We start from the raw sequence: 20,171 nt of genomic DNA on the forward strand, positions 1-20,171 counted from the left end.
CTCTGGGGCTTGGGGTCGCATAGCTTAGCTTATGGACTCGTTGTCAAAACGGAGGAGGAATGCGAATGACCAAGTTTGCTCAAGCTGGTGCTGCTCTGGCGGTCATAGCTCTGGCCGTGACGGGCGCGAACGCGCAAACCAAAAAATACGGCTCGGAAGCCGGTTGGGACATCTTCGTCAACGACAAGCTGGGACCGGGCTGCCTGATCGCCAAGAAGCTCTCGCCTGAGGTGCAGCTCCTGATGGGCATCGATGCGAGCGCCGCCCAGAAGGTCGGCTATATGTCGCTTTATACGAAGGCCGATGCGAGCGTAACCGAAGGCCAGCAGCTCTCGGTGAGCTTCGATGTCGATGGGCAGAAATTTTCCGGAACGGCGACAGGGCAACAGTTGCCGGGCTTCCGGGGCGGGACGGTCCCGGTCAACAACGTCGACTTCATCTACGATCTGGCCAAGAAACACACGCTGACAATCACCCCTGAGGGCCGCCAGCCGATCGTGGTCAGCCTCGCCGGCACCGATGCAGCGTTCAAGGCTCTGCGTTCCTGCCAGGAGACGCAGAAGCCCTCATAGCAGGAGCATGATCCCGCACCGGAGGTCGGCGCAGCACAAAACGTTGCAGACTTTCGGGTAGGCTTACCCTCCAAAAGAAGAGCTAGCGCGGAACGAAAGGCTCCACCTCAAGTCATTCCGCGCTGGACCCCGTCCGCAGCTTCACGCCGACCTTGACCATTTAGTGCCCCTGAGGCGCCGACTCGTCGCGGATCGAAGCCCTCCACCAGCCGCGCAGGGTTGTGCACGTTGGCGCGAGACCAGCGACGAATACCAGCAGGCCAGCGCCCCGTTGGAGGGTTAACGGTCGGCATTCCCCCATGACCGGAGGTTGCATTCGCAGAGACTAATAAAATCGGAACATTGAATACTCTGGCGAGTTCGGACTGGTCCATGGATCAACCGGGATCGAAGGGAGCCCCACAATGGCCGACGATCATCATCCCGACACGCCGCGCAACCGCGGCGACTACGATGCCCCTCATACCAGCCCGATCACGCCGGGCGAGGATGCACGCACCGTCATGATAAACAGGGTTGCTTGGGGTGCGGTTTTCGCCGGCGCCGTCCTGGCGCTGGTCATTCAGATCATCCTCAATATGATTGGCATTGGCGTCGGCGCCGCGACTCTCGACGCCGGTTCAGCCAACAACCCAGCGGCTTCGACGTTCTCCATCGGCGCCGGCATCTGGTTCGCTATATCGGGTATTTTGGCGGCACTTGCGGGAGGCTATGCCGCTGGGCGATTAGCTGGCATGCCAAGGGAATCCACCGCGGGCTGGCATGGATTGACGGCTTGGGCCGTTTCCACGTTGGTTATTGTCTATCTTCTGACCACGACGATCGGGGGAATACTAGGCGGCACGTTGAGCTCACTCGGCAACATTGCGGGCACTGTTGGACAAACGGCTGCCCAGGCTGCCAGGCAGCCCGGCGGGTCTGACGCATTCTCGGCAATCCAGCAGGCACTACAAGCCAGTGGTGCTGACAATGCAGCAATTGCTGCCATGCGCGCCGCCATTACCGGCGACCCGGGCCAGGCCCAACAGGCGCGGGAGCAAGCGGCACAGGCGCTCGCGCATTCGCGAAATATCCCGATCGAAGAAGCCCGTAACCAAGTCTCGCAATATCAGCAACAGTTTCAGGATACCGCACGGAACGTTGCGCATACCACCGCAACCGCTACTTCAACCGGTGCGTTGCTTGGCGCGGTCGGCCTGATCCTGGGAGCGATAGCAGCCTGGTTCGGCGGACGCATGGGCGCGGTCGATCCCACAATGACCGCCGGTTTGCCGCTGCCGACCAGGCCGTCGCGTTCCAGCGAACCTGCCGGCGCCGTGGCGCGCAGGGACGGCGAAGCTATCCGCCCCGAGCAACGGCCACACTGAACGGGTTGGCTCAATGACCGGAACGGCGCCAGCGGTTAAGTCCTGGCCGATGCCGTTGCGCCGTCCCCGGATCAATTGGCTTTGCGGGAGAGGACTGCCTCAACCGAATTGCAATGTCCTAAGCCCCAGCCAACGCCTTGAGCCGGTCGAGCGCCGCGGCCAGGCCCTTCAGCGAGACAGACAATGCGAGTTCCTTCTTGTCCATGCTCTGGACCTTGATCTTCAGCGCCGTGCCCGCGCGCAGCACTGCGACCGTCTTGGCATCCAAGCCAAGCGGCACGATGCAGCCTCCGGGCAGGCAGGTCACAAAGCTTAAAGGCGCGCGCGGTTGGCCGTCATCAACCTGGAGCGTGGCGCCTGATTCGAGCAACAACCCGAAGGGAAGCACGAGATTGCCGGAAACGCCGCCGTCTGCACCCTTGCCCAGCTCAATCGCGAGCAGCCTCTGCCCATTCTGCTGCGTCTGCTGCTGAGACACTGCGCAAACCGCCTTGGGCACGCCCTGGCAGGTCAGGCTCCAGTCCTGATAGGTTTCCTGCAAGGAAGATGCACCACCGGGTAGCGTTGAACCGGCATCCTGCGCCGCCGCTGGCACAGACGCCATTATCAAAGCCGCCGCGGCTGTCGTGCAAGCACGAAACCAACTGAACATCAGCACCTATCGATCCTCTTCTGGTTGAGCTGGCAGAGCCACTGTTTAGCTCAGGTAGCAGCAATGCATGCAGGCTGTCGAGGAGGTCGTCGAGGTTTCATCCCGCGCTGGGCAGGACGCCGCTGTTCTTCTCCGGCCATTGGGTTTTTGGCTTGAAGCAGCTTATCGGATTGGACGCCTCGACCTCACGCCATCTCCGGCCGCAACCCAAGCGCGGTCCGATCGATCACCTCGCGCAACGCGAAGGACGAGTTGATCTTGGTCACGTGCGGCATGGCCGAAAGCCATTGCTTGTGGATGCGCTCGTAGTCGGCCAGGTCTTTTGCGGCAATACGCAGAATGTAGTCGTACTCACCCGACATTAGGTGGCAGGAGAGCACGTTCGGGCAGCGCTTGATCGCCGCCTCGAATTCGGTGAGCGTCTTCTCAAACTGCCCGGATAGCGAGATATGCACGATCGCCGTCATCTGATGGCCGAGCGCGGCATTGGAAAGCCGCGCGTGATAGCCCTGGATCACCCCTGATTTCTCGAGATTGTCGAGGCGCCGCGAGCAGGCCGACTGCGAAAGCCCGACCGCCTCGGCCAGCGAGGCGTTCGAGATGCGGCCGTCCTTCTGAAGAGTCTCCAAAATGGCGATATCGATCCTGTCGAGGGGCATTTCTCGTGAATCCTTCGAAGCCAATGCGAAAACGCGCAACGAATATCCATTTCAGCCCAGTTTCGCAAACGATTTCGCAAATACATTCGGACGATTTGATGGGATACTTTCCCTAACCAGAAGACGAGGAGGCCTGGAATGCGCGTCGGTTGCCCGAAAGAAATCAAGAATCACGAATATCGCGTCGGGCTCACCCCGGGCTCGGTCCGGGAATATGTCGCGCACGGACATGACGTAGTGGTCGAGGCCGGCGCAGGCGCAGGCATCGGTGCCGACGACAATGCCTATCGTGCCGCTGGCGCGACGATTGCCAAGACCGCCGAAGAAGTCTTCGCCAAGGCGGACATGGTCGTCAAGGTAAAGGAGCCGCAGCCCAACGAGTGGGTGCAACTGCGCGAAGGCCAGATCCTCTACACCTACCTCCACCTTGCGCCCGACCCGGAGCAGACCAAGGGCTTGCTTGCCTCCGGCGTAACAGCGGTTGCTTACGAGACGGTCACGGACGACCGCGGCGGCTTGCCGCTGCTCGCGCCGATGTCTGAAGTGGCGGGCCGCCTGTCGATCCAGGCCGGCGCAACGGCGCTGCAGAAGGCCAATGGCGGACGTGGCGTGCTGCTGGGCGGCGTGCCTGGCGTGCTGCCGGGCAAGGTCGCCGTCATCGGCGGCGGTGTGGTCGGCCTCCACGCGGCAAAGATGGCCGTCGGTCTTGGCGCCGACGTCACCATCATCGACCGCTCGATCCCTCGCCTCAGGCAACTCGACGACATCTTCAACGGCCGCGTCCATACCCGCTATTCGACTGTCGAGGCGCTCGAGGAAGAATGCTTCTCGGCCGACATCGTCATCGGCGCCGTGCTGATCCCCGGTGCGGCCGCTCCCAAGCTGGTCACCCGCGAGATGCTGTCGGGGATGAAAAAGGGCTCGGTCCTAGTCGATGTCGCAATCGACCAGGGCGGCTGCTTCGAGACCTCCCATGCGACAACCCATGCCGAGCCGACTTATGAGGTTGACGGCATCATTCATTACTGCGTCGCCAACATGCCGGGCGCCGTGCCGGTCACCTCCGCGCATGCGCTGAACAACGCGACGCTGCATTACGGCCTGCAGCTCGCCGACAAGGGTCTGAAGGCGATCATCGACGACCAGCACCTGAGGAATGGCCTGAACGTTCACAGGGGCAAGATCACCAACCGCGCCGTCGCCGAGTCGCTCGGCTACGAAATGGCCGAACCGAAGGCCGTCCTCGCGGCCTGACCAGCGTCGGCAACGTCTTAGAATCCGCTCTCCCCGTCCTTTACGGTCCTTTACGGGGAGAGGGTAAGGATGAGGGGCGGCGCCTGCGTCAGGCGAATTGCGGAACGCTATCTAGACCAGCCGCGGGCACTCACATAGCCCACGATGACGTGTAGGTGCCGTATTCCAATCCGTGCGCGTGCTGTTGAAGCCAGAACAGGTACACGCGGAGAGACCAAGTCTGCTGGTCACCATAGGCAGCGTGTACGACTGAGGAACCAATAGTGCTGCTCTCGATAAGCCTGGACACGTGTTCTATTTCTTTCGTCGCCTCTTCGACGGTCATGTTGGCGACGTTTCCAAGATAGCCACCGGCAATGCCGAACAGTGCGGGATTCGAGGCTACCCCGTTCGCATGTGGCTTGAGGATTTCTCCTTCTGCGTCGCCAGCCTCCACTTCGGACGCATGCTCGTCAGGCAACTCACCCACCTTCGAACCGGTAACGTCCTTAGCGTCAGAAGAAAGCTTTACTGGCGCGTGGTACCAAGCCCGGCCTGAGACCGATGAAATATCCATGTCGCCGCCAGCCCTCCAGCTGAACCCCCAATTGAACGGGATTTCCAGAGGCTTGGTTTGCGACGGCAACCTTGCGCCATGCTGTATTGGGCGGCTCGTGTTGAGAGGGCCTTCGCGCCGGCTCTCGCCTAAAGTTTTGCTGGCGGGGTTTGGTCGCGCTCGATCCGGCATTGATAGCAATTATTCCGCGCAGAGCGCACATGCACATAAGCGATGTCGTCGCGCTCCAAGAGCGCCTCGGCGCGCGAGATGATCGCTTGCGTCGGCACCACGGCACCAGTGCCGTAGACGATGCGATTATCCCTGTCGTAGCCGCGCACGATATAGTCGACACTGGTCAGCATCTCGGGAAGTTCCTCGCCTTCTTCCGCCCGCTCGCATTCCTTGGCATGCAGAAAGATCGGTCCTGTTTCCGCATAGGGTTGCAACGCCGGGAAGGGCCGATAGGCGAGGATGAGATACCCCTCCCCTTCGGCAATGTCCTTGAGGCAATGACGGCAAGGCACACCGTCGCCGTCTGAGATGCGGCGTTCGGGCGTGAAGCCGTAAGCGTCGGGTCCGCCGAGCTGCAGGGCACGCACATCCTGGGTCGGCAAAGCTGTGAAACGGATAGTCATCGTGAAGCTCCGTCACTCCTGATCGATAGTCATCAGCTACCGACAGGAGCGGCGTCGAGCCACCCGATTCCTGCGATCCTTCGGGCTGAGTTGAGATACAGGTGGAACCACCTGCATCTCCATGCACCTAATCTCGCATCACGCTCCCTGCACGCTCGTCAAAGCTCATGGGCCGCACCAACTCGTGCGATTGCCCCACCGGCGAGAAACCGAGCTTCTGATAGAGCGGCAGTGCTGCCGGATGATCGAGAGTGCAGGTCTGGACGGTGATGAATGTCGGCGACGCCGACCACGCAGCCTCGATCGCCGCGCCCAGGAACCAGCGGCCCATCCCCTGTCCCATCGCCTGCTCCATCATGCCGAAATAGGCGAGCTCGACACTCTCGGGCAGATGCGGCTTCAGATCGAAGAACCCGGCCGGCACGCCGTCGAGATAGAGAACTCGGATGTCTCTGCCCGGCGCTGCGAGCCCTTCCGCAAGCTCATCGTCGGAGAGCCGTAACGCATTGACCCAGTGCCATTTGCGGCCAACCCGGTCCATGAGGTAGCGGTAATAGTGCAGCGGGATGTTACGCGCCTTCAGAAGCGCGATCTGCCGGCCGACGGGCAAAGGTGGATAGTGAGCGGGCGGCGCCGTCATCTCGAGGAAGGTGACGGTGACTGGGATTCTCTGATCATCGACTCTTTCTGCCATCGACCGCCTCAATCCTTTCCGGTGACCACAGGCGTGTCGCTGCGGCCTCCCCATTCCGTCCACGAGCCGTCATAGAGCCGGTTTGCCGTGTGTCCCAGCGACTCGAGCGCAAGCGTGATCACGGCCGCGGTGACGCCAGAGCCGCAGGAAGTGACGACGGTTTTCGTAAGGTCGATGCCGGCCTGCTCGATGGCCGCTCTGAGTTCGTCGAGCGGCAGCAACGATCCCTCATGCGATAGCGCCGTGGCCGGCAGGCTTTTCGCGCCCGGCATATGCCCCGCGCGAATGCCGGGTCGCGGCTCGGGCTCGGTGCCGGCGAAGCGGCCCGCGGGCCGTGCATCAGCCACCTCCGCGCTCTGCTCGGCAACGATGGACTTCATCTCATCAAGCGAGACCACGCGCCTTGCGTCGAAATTGGCATGGAACACGCAGGGTGCGATCCTTGTCTGCTCGGCGGTCAGCGGCCGCCCTTCCCGCTTCCAGCGGTCGAGCCCACCGTCGAGAATATAGACCTGGAAAACACCCATCACGCGGAACATCCACCAGACGCGCGGCGCCGAAAATACACCCGGGCCGTCATAGACCACGATCGTGTCGTCCGCCGACACGCCCATCGAGCCGGCGTAGCGCGCGAACACTTGAGGACGGGGCAGCGTATGCGGCAGCTTCGAATCGGGGTCGACGACCTCGTCCTGGTTGAAGAAGACGGCGCCGGGAATATGCCCCGCATCATACTCAGCGCGCGCATTGCGACCCTGCGTCGGCAGGTACCACGAAGCATCGACGATCGACACGCCCGGCGTGCCGATCCGGCTTTGCAGCCAATCGGCGTCGATTATGAACGGACTTTTGTCGGCCATGTCCTTCCCTCCGACCATGTGGTGTCACGATCCGAAGTCCACGCTGACCCGACACCAGACTCGTTCGAACTCGAAATCACGACGCTCGCCGAATCTTGCATATTCGCTTCACGCTCAAAAGGCCCAGGCCACTGTAAACTTGAGAACAGCACACCCCATATAGCTTGCCGATAGGGCGGAATTGGTGCGGATACCAGCCGTTGGAGCGGTCAGCGCAAGGACGGCTGATAGGAGGCGAGGATCTAGGGAGCACCGCAATGATCAAGCGAATCTGGCACGGCTACACAACACTGGCAAATGCCGATGCCTATGAGCGCCTGCTCGACACCGTCATTTTCCCAGGTATCGAGGCCAAGAAGATTCCCGGCTATAGATCGATCGAGTTGTTCAGGCGTGAGCTCTCCGACGAGGTCCAGTTCACGACGGTCATGACCTTCGATTCGGTCGACAACGTCATCGCCTTTCAGGGGCCCGACTACGATCTGGCCTATGTGCCGGAAGAAGCCCGCAGGGTGCTGAAGCGCTGGGACCAACGCGCGGCCCATCACGAGCTCCGCCAGACCCGGCTGTACGATTGAGCCCGTGTATTGCTCTATTGCGGCAGAGGCCCGAAGCGGATGCGGAACCGGCGGTTCTCGCGCCCCTTCTTCTCGATCTTGCCGATATGGATTTCCCCGACCTCGCCGGTCGCCCTCACATGCGTGCCGCCGCAGGGCTGACTGTCGACCACCGCGTTGTCGCCGATGCAGACCAGCCGGATACGGCCGGTGCCTGACGGCGGACGGACGTTCTTCGACTTCACCAGTCCCGGATTCGCCGCGAGTTCCTCGTCGGTGATCCAGCGCGTGAAGATGGGATGGTCGGCCGCGACAAGATCGGCGAGCGCCTTTGTCACGTCCTCCTTGTTGTAACCGGCCTCCGGAATGTCGAAATCAACACGCGAGTCATCCTCTGCCACAGCCGCCCCGGTGATTGGGAACGGACAAACGACCGTGAGCAGATGGCACGCTGTGTGCATGCGCATCAGCCGGTAGCGACGCTCCCAGTCGATCGCAAGCCTGAGCGGCTCCCCGGGCTCGGGAACCGAAACTCCCGCCGCCGGAATGTGGATGATCTCTTCCTTGCTCTCGCCGGTTACCGTGCCGGCGATGGCGATGCGTTCGCCACCAGCGCGCTCGAAATGGCCGGTGTCGCCGGGTTGGCCGCCCGAGGTCGCGTAGAAGATCGTGCGGTCGAGGATAATCCCGCCGCGTTCGTTGACGCGCACAACCGCCGCTTGCGTGTCGCTGAGATACGCATCCTCGCGGAAAAGCGCTTCGGTTTCGGCCATTACGGCACCGCCTCATAAGGAACTGGGATCGCGGGCGCCTCTTCCATCCAGCCCGGTACAGGAAGGTTCTTGGAGCGCAGAAATTCAGGGTTGAACAACTTGGACTGATAGCGGTTGCCGTAGTCGGCGAGGATCGTCACAATGGTATGACCGGGGCCGAGCTCCTTGGCCAGCCGGATTGCGCCAGCGATGTTGATGCCGGTCGAGCCGCCGAGGCAGAGCCCCTCCTCCTGCACCAGGTCGAATACGATCGGCAGCGCCTCCTCGTCGGTAATCTGCCAGGAGAAATCGGGCGTGAAGCCTTCGAGATTTGCGGTGATCCGCCCTTGGCCGATGCCTTCGGTGATCGAGCTGCCCTCGGCCTTCAAGACCCCTTCGGTGTAGAAGCTGTGGAGCGCGGCGCCGAGAGGATCGGCAAGCCCGATCTTCACGTCCGGCTTCTTTGCTTTGAGCCCGATGGCCACTCCGGCAAGCGTTCCTCCTGTTCCGACCGCCGACACGAAGCCGTCCACCTTGCCGCCAGTCTGCTCCCAGATCTCCTGGGCAGTGGTACGGATATGGCCGTCGCGATTGGCGACATTGTCGAATTGGTTCGCCCAGATCGCGCCGTTCGGGTCGGTGCGGCCGAGCTGCTCGGCGAGCCGGCCGGAAATCTTCACGTAGTTGTTCGGGTTCTTGTACGGCACGGCCGGCACTTCGATGAGCTCGGCGCCGAGCACGCGCAATGCGTCCTTCTTTTCCTGGCTCTGCGTGTCCGGGATGACGATCACGGTGCGGTAGCCAAGCGCCTTGGCGACCACAGTGAGGCCTATACCGGTGTTGCCGGCCGTCCCTTCGACGATCACGCCCCCGGGCTTGAGCAGCCCCTTTTGTTCCGCGTCGCGTATGATGAAGAGACCGGCGCGGTCCTTCACCGATTGGCCGGGGTTCATGAATTCTGCTTTGCCGAGGATGTCGCAGCCTGTCTCCTCGGAAGCGCGCCTAAGGCGGATCAGCGGCGTATTGCCGATCGCGTCGATAACCGAGTTGAGCATGGAATTTCCCTTGGTCGAGAGTCGGGGGACCCTAAGAATGCCGGACGCTGCTTTCAAGGGCGGATTTTGCGCGGCCGCGCAGCGAAAGAGACGAAAATACCCGAAACCATCATTGATATGACCAGCAGACGCCGCCTTCCGACCCATGTCTGGAACTTCAGCGTATCCGCGCGATGATGTGGTTGGCGAGCGCGACATAGTCGCCGTCGAAATGATGGTCGCCTGCGGTCCTGATAAGCTCCGCGCCGCTGCCGGCGAGCTGATCGCAAACGCTGTCGTCATCGTCAGCGCCATAGATGCATTGCACGATCGAGGGCGGAATCCTGGTGACGTCCAGAAGCGTGGGATGCGACGTATCACCCTCCATCCCGAACCAGCCCGTGACGTCGAATTCGAATGTCGCCCAGCGGCCCAACCCCAATAGCGAAAGGAGGGACACACGAGCTTTCACGTCGGGCGGCAGCTTGTTGTAGGCGGCCGGGAGCACGTCCGCGCCGAACGAATAGCCGATCAGCACAACGCGATGCACGTTCCAAGCCTTGGAATAGTGCTTCATGATGGCCGCCAGGTCTGCCGCTATCGTCTCGGGCGACCTTTTCGTCCAGAAATAGCGAAGCGAGTCGATACCCACTGTCGGCACGCCTGCTTGCGCAAGCGTTTCTCCCACCTGCCGGTCGATGTCGCGCCAGCCACCATCACCGGACACCACGATTGCCATCGTGTCGTAGCGCGCCGTGGAGGGAAGGACTGCCAGAGGCAAGCCTGCCAACGGATTGTCTGCCGGTGCGGCAGTCTGCGCCAAAACAGTCTCAAGTGCGGCCGTCAACGCGTCTGTTTTCTCGCCGGTCGCCATCTTGCGGTCAATCGCAAATCCTTGGGCGATCAGCTCGGACACGTGCGCTGCGCCCGCCTGATCTGCCCCTGGGGTTTCAACCACGGTTACCTGGCCAGGCAGCGCACCCGCCTGCATGCCATAGATCCAACCTTTCCCGTCGGGCGTCTTGTGATGCGGCGCACCGCTGCAGAGCTCGCGACGCAAAGGCAGGTCTCCGGTCGGATCGACCGCGATGAACCGGCCGATTGTCTGGAGGGGTGATTGCCCCGCCAGCGCCAGCACCATCGAGCCGCCGCCCCCTGCACCTGCGAGCATAGGATCCATATAAGCCTCCGAGCCCACCGACCGTTGGATCAGCTGGCTCAGTTTCTCGATATCGCTGATGAAATAGACGCAATCTTCGCCGGACTCTGCCTTGGCAAGCGTCTTGCGCAGATCTATCCCGACCACCAGCGCTCCGGACGCTGCGAGTTTCCGTGCGGCCACCCAGTCACGATTTGTATACCCGCCTATGTCCGAGAACAGGAAAACGATGCCCTTTGCCGGAACGGTCGGCCGAACCAGTTCGGCGACGGAGAGCGTGTCAGTGTAAGGCAGCGGCTCAGGACGCATCCAGTAGACTGTGAACGCAGTCGCAGCGATCACCGCCGCCACGCTGAGACGGAAAAGAATTCTGCGCCTCACTTCGCAATCACCCCCCGAATTCCGCCACTGATGAGCACGGTGACGTCGGCGATCGCAAGCAGCGGGTTGAGACCACCGGCCACCGCCATATAGCGGGGCGACCACACTGGGTCGAACTTGTTCTTGAAGGCGCGCAGCCCCCGAAAATTGTAGAACGCCTCGCCGTGGTCGAATGCCGCGCGGCCGACGCGGTGCCACATAGGTGCGGCAGGGTTCTCGGAGAGGCCGGCCAGTGGCGCCATACCAAGCGTGAACCATTGGTAGCCCTCCTGCTTGAAGTGCAGCAGCAGGCGGGCGAACAGCACCTCCATGCTTCCCTTCGGCGCGTCCGGGTGGAAGCGCATGAGGTCGACTGTCGCCTCTTCCTTCAGCGCCGTGATCAGAATGTTGGCAAAAGCAAGAATGCGGCCGTTCTGCTTGAGCACGGCCACGGGCTGCGCGGTGATATAGCCTCGCTCGAATGCGCCGAGCGAAAAACCCTTCTCGCGCACCGCATGTTCGGCCAGCCACGCGCTCGAAACGCGTTCCAATTGGTCGAGCACATTGCCAACTTGCTCGGCCGACAGGACTTCGAAGACGATGCCGTCGCGATCGGCCTTGTTGAGAGCCGTGCGGATCGAGGCGCGTTTCGAGCCCTTGAGGTCAAAGGTTTCGAGCCTGACCCTCGCCTCCTCTCCAAGCTTGAAGGCCGAAAGCCCGGCGTCGGCATACATCGCGAGGCTCTCGGCCGGCACCTCGTAGAAGACGGCCCGTCCGCCATGCCGCCGTGCGAGCTCGACGAAGCGCCAGACCAGTTCCTCATGAGCGTCGGGATTGCCGATCGGATCATAGAGCGCAATCCACGAGCGGCCGCGCTTGCCGTACATCAGGAAAGCGTCGCGGCCGGCGGAAAAGAGCAGGCTCTTGTCTCCCATTCGCACGAGATTCGCATCGGCTATGGGCTGGTTTTCGACGACAGCAACTGCGTCGCAGAGTTCGTCGGCTCCCGGCCGTGAGCTTTTGCCCGTCGGCGGACGCGTCAGCAGCCACACGGAAACGGCGCCCGCAGTCAGCCCGACTCCGAGCGCTGCCCGGAGGCTGCGCGGCGCTGTCGCGCCGAATTCGAACTGCCACCACAGCTCGTGCGAATAATCGACTTCCTTGTAGACGAAGAACAGTATCGCCAGCCCAAGAGCCAGGATGACACCGATACAGAGCCACCATCCCGGCGACAACCTGTCCTGGGTGAGCGCGGCAGGCCGATTGAAGATGTTGCGGGTCAGCAGCAGTGCTCCAACCAGCACCGAAAGCAACAGTGCCTCGCCGACTTCGAAGCCCTTAATGAAAGCAAGGACGATCGAAATCCCGGCAAGCACGATCGTCATCCACCAGGCGCCGTCGAGGCGGTGCACGAGACCCCTTCCCGCGAAAATCATAAGCAAGCCGATGATGCTGGCGATGAAGTGGCCGGCTTCTACGACAGGAAGCGGAATTGCCGCCTGCAACCAGTCCAGCTTTTCATTCAGCGTCGGCGTGACGCCGGAGAAGACGAGCATGGCGCCGAGCACGACGGCAAAGGTCGAGAGCACGACGGGGACCAGCGCTATCGTGCCTCGCGCAAGCGCCACATTTGCGGCGGCCGCTCGCCTCAACTCGGCGACGGTGAGCGCGATCACCGCCACGACCAGCGGCACGACATAATAGATGACACGGTAGAGCAGCAGTGCGCCGACCAGCCCGTCAAGCGGCACCTTGCTGCCAAGCGCGCCTAGGATGACGGTCTCGAATATTCCGACGCCGCCAGGCACGTGGCTCAGTATACCGAGTCCGACGGCGACGGCGTAGACCGAGAGCATGGTTGGGAAATCTACGGAACCTGGAGGGAGCAGCACCCAGAGCACCAGCGCGGAAGCGATCAGGTCCACGAGCGTGGCGCCGAGCTGCAACGCGAGCGCTCCCGGTCCGGGGAGAGCTATGCTGCGCCCGAACAAGGTGACCTGTCGCGGCGCCACTGCCGCCGCGATGAACGTCGCGCCGACGAGCGCAAGGATCAGGATCGCCACTGCCCGGACCGAGAAAGCTGGCAGACCCACAAGGGCTGCGAGCCTGGCGTCCGCAGCTGCAAGGCCGAGCCCGCCGACGAACAAAAGGCCAAAGCCGAATGCCGCGGTCACATATGCGATGATACGGGCGATGTCTTCGGGAGATACGCCGAGTGGCGAATAGAAGCGGTAGCGGATGGTTCCGCCGGTCAGAGGGCCAAACCCGGCAATGTTGCCGACCGCGTAGGCGCAGAAGCTGGTGAGGGCGATTTGGCTGTACGGCGCCTTGCGGCCGACCAGTGCGAGCGCCTGGCGATCGTAGATCGAGAGTGCCGCGAAACTCACGGCGGTGAAGGCCAGCGCCAGGACGACGTCCTTCCAGGAGGTGGTTTCGATGACTGCCACGAGGTCGTCGAAGACCACGTCGTCGAGCATGCGGCTCAGCGCCAGCGCCGAAAGCGCAACAACCGTAAGTATAGCCACCGCGAAAATGCGTGCACGATTGCGCTCCCAGAAGCTCCCGTTTTCCGTTTCGGCAGCGCTCTCTGCGGTGTTTTCGATGTCAAGGCTCATGAGCTATGGCCCGAGTTTGTCATATGCGCATCCAGCCTTCGGATTTGATGCAAATTTGCACGCCGGCGCCAGGGGCGGTGACGTTCCAAGCCTCGCAATAGAGAAAGCATGCCGCAAAGAATCCATTTTAGCGTGTCTGCGGCTAACCTCCAATTGTGGCGGACGCACTGCACGACAGACCGGACGAGCACGCTAATTCAGACTGTGACCATCTGTCGCTGGCCCTGCGATGCGGCTGTCGGCGGGAAGTCTGGGTCCAACGTCGGTGATGCCTCCATGGTTGCAACGCAAGGCTCCCGGTTGTGTGATCAATCCCACATCCAGCGAACCGCGGTCGATCTAAGCTGAACACGTTTCAGGGTTGGGCTGGGGCAGGTCACGCGGGAGGAGCATCGTGTCCATTCCGACCATGCGATCCATATTGCGATTCTACCGAAACCGCCGGGCGCGCCAGCTGGAAGCCCGGACCATCGCCGAGATGGATGCCTCCTTTCTGAAGGACATCGGAATGAGTGGGGCTCCCCCATGGACCTTGATCGATATGGGTAAGCGCCCGCGCAAATAGCTGTCGCAGGAAGCTTGGCGCACCTCGAGATCGAGGCTGGAGCGGCGTGCACTCCGATGACAACGCGACGCCGCTCCAAGTTCACGGATCGGATCTATCCGAAAATGTCATGCCTTTCGGTCCGAATGCTCGAGCTTAAGCCGCCCGCGCAGCTGGCTTCCTGCCGAAGCGGCGCTTGCCACGGAACGGCTTGCGCTCTTGGCGGGGTCCGCGTGCGTCGCCATGCGCCGGCTTCCCGCCGCCATGGGCTCGATGTGGCTTGGCCTCGGCCTGTCGCAGCGCATCCTTCTGTTCGCGACCGGGCTCTCTCAACCGGGCTGCATTGCCCTCGCGCGGCACAGGTCTTGGGTCGGGCTCACCTGTGTGGTCGGCAACGACGGTCAGCCGCTTGCGGATGACGCGCTCGACGGCGCGCAGCTTGGCGCTCTCCGCGGGATCGCAGAGCGTGATTGCGACGCCAGAAGCCCCATTTCGGCCGGTGCGGCCGATTCGATGGACATAGCTCTCGGCCTCATCCGGCAGGTCGAAATTGATGACGTGGCTGATGCCCGGCACGTCGATGCCGCGCGCGGCGATGTCGGTTGCGACCAGGATCCGCACAGAGCCGTCGCGGAAGCCGTTGAGCGCCCGCTGGCGGGCATTCTGCGATTTGTTACCGTGAATGACCGCCGCCTCGAAGCCGTCGCGCTCGAGGTCGCGCGCAACGCGGTCGGCGCCATGCTTGGTGCGGGCGAAGATCATGACAGATGTGATCGCCGGATCGGCGAGCATGTTGGCCAGCACTTGTCGCTTCTGCTTCAGCCGCGCCATGATCAGCTTCTGCTCGATTTCCTGAGCCGTCGTGCCTTGCGGCGCGACTTCGACGCGAACGGGATCGCGAAGCAGGCTTTGGGCGAGTTCTTCGATTTCCTTCGGCATGGTTGCCGAGAACAGCGCCGTCTGGCGCGCGGGATGCGTCGCCTTCGAGAGCCGCCGGACATCGTTGATGAAGCCCATGTCGAGCATGCGGTCGGCCTCGTCGAGTACCAGCCAGGTCGTCTCCGAAAGGATCACGTCCTTTTCCCGAACGAGGTCCATCAGCCGACCGGGTGTGGCAATCAGTACGTCGATGCCCGGAGCGATCCTCCTCACCTGGCTGTTGCGCGACACACCGCCAAGCACCAGCGCGGTCGAGATGTGGGCGCCCTTCGCCAGCAGGCGGAAGGTCTCGTCGATCTGGACGGCGAGCTCGCGCGTCGGCACCAGCACCAGCGCACGCGCTGTCTTCGGCCGGCGTTTCGTGCCGAGCCCGATGATTTTTGACAGGATCGGCAGCGCGAAGGCCGCCGTCTTGCCCGAGCCGGTCTGGGCGATGCCGAGGATGTCGCGACCCGCGAGCTGCGCAGGGATAGCGCCAGCCTGGATCGGCTTCGGTTCGATGAAGCCGGCTCCGATGGTCGCCTTGAGCAGACCTCCGGAAATGCCGAGCGCTTCAAAATTGCCCGTCAGGGCATTGTTTTCGTTGTTCAATCTATTCTTCTTTCAACGGCCCTCGCGGCCGCAAGCCTTTTGTGGCAGGGCGCAACCTGCCGACATGATCATTCATTGGAAACGACAAGGCGGCGGGCGGCCTGCCCGCGCGGCTGCGCTGTCGTGCCCGCTGCCTCATGCCGCGGGGCTCTTTCGCCGCCACCGAAGAATCCGGGAGGGGAAAGCAGACGCAACCAAGTCCTATTCGAAAGGAAAGCCGGAAGCCCGGCCCAAGCGCCTATGAGGCGGCATATGGAGGAGTTCGGCCGAGAACGCAAGCAAATTGATGCTGCAGTGCAAAATCAAGCCGGAATAGCCATTCCCCACATCAGCTATTGCTCGCGTTCTCCGCCAGCTCGAGCAGCTTCAGAACCGTGTTCCAGTTGCGCGCCGTATTGCCGACGCCAATGCCTTTGTCGAATTTTACCGCAAGTTTCGACGTGCCGAAGCCGTGCGGCGTATGCAGATAAGCCACCTTGTCAACGATCTCGATCCGCTCGCCGTCACGCGCGCAGGTGCGCAGCGCCTCGATCCTGCCCGGCTCGGGCTTCGCCTCCAACACCGCTGCGTGCAGGAATTTCGGAACCTTTACAGCATCGGGAAACGGGTTCTGCTCGACAAGCTTGCGCCATTCGGCAAGCGATGGCGCATAGATGGCCTTGGTGAAGCGGAACTTGTCCTCGCAGATTTCCGCGACGGTCTTCAGCATTTTGTCGCGCGGCATGGCCGTCTTCAAGAAGGCGTTGCCGCTGTTGATGTAGGTGCCGACGCTGTGGAACCCGGCCGCGGTCAGCGCCTCGCGCAGCGGTTTGGTCGGCAGCTGCGTCGCACCGCCGACGCCGCGAAAGAGGATGATGTATACGGTCACAGCTGCTGCTTGCTCACTTCGCCGTCACAGACCACTTGCCCTGACGCGCCACTCTCGTTCGAGGTCACCGGCGCTCCCTCTCCTCGCAAATACGGCGAACTATTTCGCCCTCTTTCACCCATTTGGGTAATGCGGTGAATTCCGGTCTCGGGCAAAATCACTGCCCTCGAAGACTCTGTTTTCGTGACCAACGGCAATTTCCGCCGGAGTTCGCACCAGCCGGAGACGCCCTTCCGGCTTGCCCCCGGACGAGTTGCGGCGGAGCGGTCGGCATTGACCACGACAATGCCGACCGTTTTTTTGATGGGATCCCGGCCACATTCTTGATGAGGCGGGATTCTAAACAAAAAGATCGACCTTTTCGAACTTCGTCACGTCGATCAGGCCGACGTCCGAAATCCTGAGTTCCGGGATGACCACCAGGGCCAGCAATGAGTGTTGCATGTAGGCATTGTTGAGCGAGCAGCCCAGCCTGCGCATCGCCTCCGTCAGCTTCTCCGCTTTGGCCGCGACAATCTCGGCGCGCTCGTCCGACATCAGCCCGGCGATCGGCATCTCGACCAGCGCAAGCTGCTGGCCTCTCGAGAAGATCACCACCCCGCCACCGACCTCGGCAAGGCGGTTCGCTGCGAGCGCCATGTCCTCCTTGTTCGTGCCGACCACGATCATGTGGTGGGAATCATGCGCGACCGTCGAGGCGATGGCGCAATCCTCGACATAGCCGAACCCGGAGACGAACCCGTTGACCACCGCGCCGGTGCCGCGATGTCGCTCGACGAGCCCGATCTGGCATACGTCGTTCTCACGATCCATTGCGACCAGCCCGTCCTCGACCGCGAGGTCGGCTTCGAGAGCGCGCGTCGGCGCCTGGTTCTCGATGACGCCGATCACGCGGGCACGGACCTCGTTCGCGCCCTTCGGAGCAACGATATCGAAATCCTTGGCCGCGAGCCTCTTACCGAGCTTCACCGTGTTCTTGGCGCTCTCGGGATAGTCGTAGGCCGCGATCTCGATTCCGAGCTTGCCGCCTTGCGCCAGCCTGACGCCGTGACCATAGACCTCGTCGATGCCGAGCGTCGGCAGGTCGGAAACGATCAGGAAATCGGCGAGCCGGCCCGGCGCGATCGAGCCCAGCTCGCGCTCCAGCCGAAAATGCTGCGCCGTGTTGATCGTCGCCATCTGGATCGCGGTCACAGGCTTCAGCCCTTGCGCGATGGCGTGGCGCACGACGCGATCCATGTGCCCCTCGTTGACGAGCGTGCCGGAATGGCTGTCGTCGGTGCACAGGATGAAGTTGCGTGGGTCTATGCCTGCCTCGGTCACCGCCTTGATCTGGGTTGCGACGTCGTACCAGGCCGAGCCCAGTCTCAGCATCGCCTTCATGCCTTGGCGCACACGGGCGATCGCATCCTCGACGCGCGTGCCCTCGTGATCATCCTCGGGCCCGCCGGCAACATAGCCATGGAAAGCCAGGCCGAGATCGCGCGAGGCGTAGTGCCCGCCGATCGTCTTGCCGGCCTTCGCCGTCGCAGCGATCTCGCCCGCCATCACCGGGTCGTTTGCGGCAACGCCGGGAAAGTTCATCACCTCGCCAAGCCCGATGATGTTCGGCCAGGTCATCGCCTCGGCGACGTCCTCGACGCTGAGTTGGGCGCCGGCATTCTCCAGCCCCGGCGCCGAGGGCACGCAGGAGGGCATTTGCACATGCACGTTGATGGGCATGGCGGCAGCCTCGTCGTGCATCAGGCGCACACCTGCGAGGCCGAGCACATTCGCGATCTCGTGCGGGTCGATGAACATCGATGTCGTGCCGTGCGGGATCACCGCGCGGCAGAACTCGGTGACCGTCACCATGCCGCTTTCGACATGCATATGGCCGTCACAGAGGCCGGGCACGAGATAGCGGCCGCCGGCATCGACCACCTTAGTCTCCGGACCGATCGCGCCGCTGGCGTCGGGCCCGCAATAAGCGAAGCGGCCGGCCGCGATCGCGAGATCCGTCGCGGGGATGATCTCCCCGGAATGGACGTTCACCCAGCGGCCGTTCTTGACGACGAGGTCGGCTGGGTTCCTTCCCATCGCGACGTCGACGAGCAGCGTTGCCACCTCGGTCCATGGCTTCGGTTTCTCCGTCATCAAGTCTCGCATGCTGGTCATCCTGGAACCATGATCCCGGAGAGCGGGATGAATGACTGCTCGCCAAACCCGACCTCCGATTCCGGCGAATGTGCCAAGACCCGATCGTCTTGACCAGTCGTCGCTCGTCAGGATCGGCAAAAAGCCTCGCGCTCAGGCATCTAGCCAGATGCCTACCCCAAAAAGCGGTAGCTCCTACCGCGAATGGCCTACCCTACTGACCGATGATGATGTTGGTTGAGATGGCCGCGCCTTCCGTATGGTAATTTGACGATCGAGAGGGGTGTCATGTCGCTGATGCGTCGTGCCGCAATCATGGCGGCGACCGTGGCTTTGTGCGGTCCGGTCGCAGCAATTGCGACCGAGCAGGTTGGCGAGGCGGTTCTGATCAAAACCTCCGTCACCGGCCAGGGTGGTCCGCTGGTCGCCAAGGATCCTGTTCACAGAGACGAGCGGATCCAGACCTCCAATTCGGGGCTCGGCCAGTTCGTATTCAGGGACGGCACAAAGCTGGCCGTCGGTTGGGGCTCGTCCGTCGTCATCGATAAATTCGTGTTCGACGACTCGAACTCCGTGAAGAAGCTGTCGATCAAGGCGGCGAAGGGGACGTTTCGCTGGATCAGCGGAAACTCGAAGTCCTCGGCCTACCAGATATTGACACCTGCCGGCACCATCGGGGTCCGCGGAACCGTCTTCGACTTCTATGTCGGCCGAGACGGGACGACTGCCGTCGTCCTGTTGAGCGGCCAGGCCCAGTTCTGCGGGGCCAATGGCTGCAGGCAGTTGAAGCAGCACTGCGACTGCGTGGTCGCCACGCCGGGCAGCGGCGTCAGCGACACCCGGCGAGTCAACCGAAGCATCTTCGCTACGCTTGGCAACCAGCGCGCCCTGTCCTTCCTGACGGGCACGCAGCGGCTCTCGACGGGTTTTGGCACGATGGGAACCAGCTGCGGCCTTTCGATGGCGGCGGCTGGGTCTTCCGACCCGTCACGCAACCCTGACAGCAGGGCAGAGACTCCTGCCAGGCCCAACAATCCAAATACCCCTGGCAAGCCGGATAGCCCAGCCAAGCCAGACAGCCCAGGCAAACCAAATAACACCGGCAAGCCAAATAACCCTGGCACCCCAAACCCGCCCGACAGGCCGAGCACACCGGATCGGCCGAGTACGCCCGACAAACCCGGCGGCCCAGATAAGCCCGACACGCCGGATACTCCCAATCAACCCGACAAGCCTGACAGCCCTGATACGGACAGGCATCACCACGATAGAGGCAGAGGCCATCACGATCATGGGCATGGCAGGGGCAACGGGCACTCAGACGATGACTCCGACAGCGACCATGGTGAACACGGCCATGGGCCTAATCGAAGATAAGAGCAGGC

Annotated in this window: 18 protein-coding genes; 5 read left to right on the plus strand and 13 right to left on the minus strand. The window is 62.4% G+C overall.

The window, feature by feature from the left end:
- The first annotated feature begins 59 nt into the window (after positions 1-59).
- Both SAZ10_RS00325 and SAZ10_RS00330 read left to right on the plus strand, forming a co-directional pair.
- Positions 60-572 (plus strand): hypothetical protein, encoded by a 513-nt coding sequence (locus tag SAZ10_RS00325; RefSeq protein WP_318607167.1) that lies wholly within the window; start codon positions 60-62, stop codon positions 570-572.
- 404 nt (positions 573-976) lie between these two features.
- On the plus strand, positions 977-1,939 hold the full coding sequence (locus tag SAZ10_RS00330; RefSeq protein WP_318607168.1) for a PhnA-like protein: 963 nt from the start codon (positions 977-979) through the stop codon (positions 1,937-1,939).
- 118 nt (positions 1,940-2,057) lie between these two features.
- On the opposite strand, the gene SAZ10_RS00335 is transcribed toward SAZ10_RS00330, so the two are convergent.
- Positions 2,058-2,543 (minus strand): invasion associated locus B family protein, encoded by a 486-nt coding sequence (locus SAZ10_RS00335; RefSeq protein WP_318607169.1) that lies wholly within the window; start codon positions 2,541-2,543, stop codon positions 2,058-2,060.
- Positions 2,544-2,776: 233 nt separating this feature from the next.
- On the minus strand, positions 2,777-3,250 hold the full coding sequence (locus tag SAZ10_RS00340) for an Lrp/AsnC family transcriptional regulator (RefSeq protein WP_318607170.1): 474 nt from the start codon (positions 3,248-3,250) through the stop codon (positions 2,777-2,779).
- 138 nt (positions 3,251-3,388) lie between these two features.
- Between SAZ10_RS00340 and ald the strand changes: the two genes are divergently transcribed.
- Positions 3,389-4,504: an alanine dehydrogenase gene (gene ald, locus SAZ10_RS00345; protein WP_318607171.1), complete on the plus strand. Its 1,116-nt coding sequence runs from the start codon at positions 3,389-3,391 to the stop codon at positions 4,502-4,504.
- A 130-nt stretch (positions 4,505-4,634) separates the two neighbouring features.
- Here the strand turns inward: ald and SAZ10_RS00350 are convergent, their stop codons facing one another.
- The 4 genes from SAZ10_RS00350 to sseA all read right to left on the minus strand — a co-directional run bounded on the left by SAZ10_RS00350 (position 4,635) and on the right by sseA (position 7,231).
- The gene (locus tag SAZ10_RS00350; RefSeq protein WP_318607172.1) at positions 4,635-5,060 is read right to left on the minus strand and encodes a hypothetical protein; all 426 of its coding nucleotides are present in this window, start codon (positions 5,058-5,060) and stop codon (positions 4,635-4,637) included.
- A gap of 128 nt (positions 5,061-5,188) precedes the next feature.
- Positions 5,189-5,677, minus strand: a complete 489-nt coding sequence (locus SAZ10_RS00355) for a DUF1203 domain-containing protein (protein WP_318607173.1) — start codon at positions 5,675-5,677, stop codon at positions 5,189-5,191.
- 127 nt (positions 5,678-5,804) lie between these two features.
- Entirely contained in the window at positions 5,805-6,371 is a 567-nt protein-coding gene (locus tag SAZ10_RS00360; RefSeq protein WP_318607174.1) for a GNAT family N-acetyltransferase, read from the minus strand.
- Between the two features lie 8 nt (positions 6,372-6,379).
- Positions 6,380-7,231 carry a 3-mercaptopyruvate sulfurtransferase gene (sseA, locus tag SAZ10_RS00365; protein ID WP_318607175.1) on the minus strand — a complete coding sequence of 284 codons (852 nt, stop codon included), beginning with the start codon at positions 7,229-7,231 and terminating at the stop codon, positions 6,380-6,382.
- 257 nt (positions 7,232-7,488) lie between these two features.
- Between sseA and SAZ10_RS00370 the strand changes: the two genes are divergently transcribed.
- Positions 7,489-7,809, plus strand: coding sequence for an antibiotic biosynthesis monooxygenase (locus SAZ10_RS00370; RefSeq protein WP_318607176.1), 321 nt, complete (start codon positions 7,489-7,491; stop codon positions 7,807-7,809).
- A gap of 14 nt (positions 7,810-7,823) precedes the next feature.
- Here SAZ10_RS00370 and SAZ10_RS00375 read toward each other — a convergent pair whose 3' ends face one another.
- The 7 genes from SAZ10_RS00375 to ade all read right to left on the minus strand — a co-directional run bounded on the left by SAZ10_RS00375 (position 7,824) and on the right by ade (position 18,786).
- Complete coding sequence (locus tag SAZ10_RS00375) at positions 7,824-8,561, minus strand: alanyl-tRNA editing protein (RefSeq protein WP_318607177.1); 738 nt, start codon at positions 8,559-8,561, stop codon at positions 7,824-7,826.
- On the minus strand, positions 8,561-9,595 hold the full coding sequence (locus SAZ10_RS00380) for a cysteine synthase A (protein ID WP_318607178.1): 1,035 nt from the start codon (positions 9,593-9,595) through the stop codon (positions 8,561-8,563). Before SAZ10_RS00380 ends, SAZ10_RS00375 begins: the two co-directional genes overlap by 1 nt.
- Positions 9,596-9,752: 157 nt before the next feature.
- Positions 9,753-11,114, minus strand: a complete 1,362-nt coding sequence (locus SAZ10_RS00385; protein ID WP_318607179.1) for a virulence factor family protein — start codon at positions 11,112-11,114, stop codon at positions 9,753-9,755.
- The gene (gene mprF / locus SAZ10_RS00390) at positions 11,111-13,708 is read right to left on the minus strand and encodes a bifunctional lysylphosphatidylglycerol flippase/synthetase MprF (RefSeq protein ID WP_318607180.1); all 2,598 of its coding nucleotides are present in this window, start codon (positions 13,706-13,708) and stop codon (positions 11,111-11,113) included. Before mprF ends, SAZ10_RS00385 begins: the two co-directional genes overlap by 4 nt.
- Before the next feature lie 700 nt (positions 13,709-14,408).
- A complete protein-coding gene (locus SAZ10_RS00395; protein ID WP_318607181.1) occupies positions 14,409-15,782 on the minus strand; it encodes a DEAD/DEAH box helicase in 1,374 nt (457 codons plus the stop codon).
- 328 nt (positions 15,783-16,110) lie between these two features.
- On the minus strand, positions 16,111-16,650 hold the full coding sequence (locus tag SAZ10_RS00400) for a DUF1697 domain-containing protein (protein ID WP_318607182.1): 540 nt from the start codon (positions 16,648-16,650) through the stop codon (positions 16,111-16,113).
- A 339-nt stretch (positions 16,651-16,989) separates the two neighbouring features.
- A complete protein-coding gene (gene ade / locus SAZ10_RS00405; protein WP_412535128.1) occupies positions 16,990-18,786 on the minus strand; it encodes an adenine deaminase in 1,797 nt (598 codons plus the stop codon).
- 288 nt (positions 18,787-19,074) lie between these two features.
- Here ade and SAZ10_RS00410 point away from each other — a divergent pair, with 288 nt between their 5' ends.
- Positions 19,075-20,163 (plus strand): FecR domain-containing protein, encoded by a 1,089-nt coding sequence (locus SAZ10_RS00410; RefSeq protein WP_412535129.1) that lies wholly within the window; start codon positions 19,075-19,077, stop codon positions 20,161-20,163.
- Positions 20,164-20,171 lie beyond the last annotated feature (8 nt).

It is taken from the genome of Mesorhizobium sp. BAC0120 (assembly GCF_033542235.1).
Classification (GTDB): domain Bacteria; phylum Pseudomonadota; class Alphaproteobacteria; order Rhizobiales; family Rhizobiaceae; genus JAWRCU01.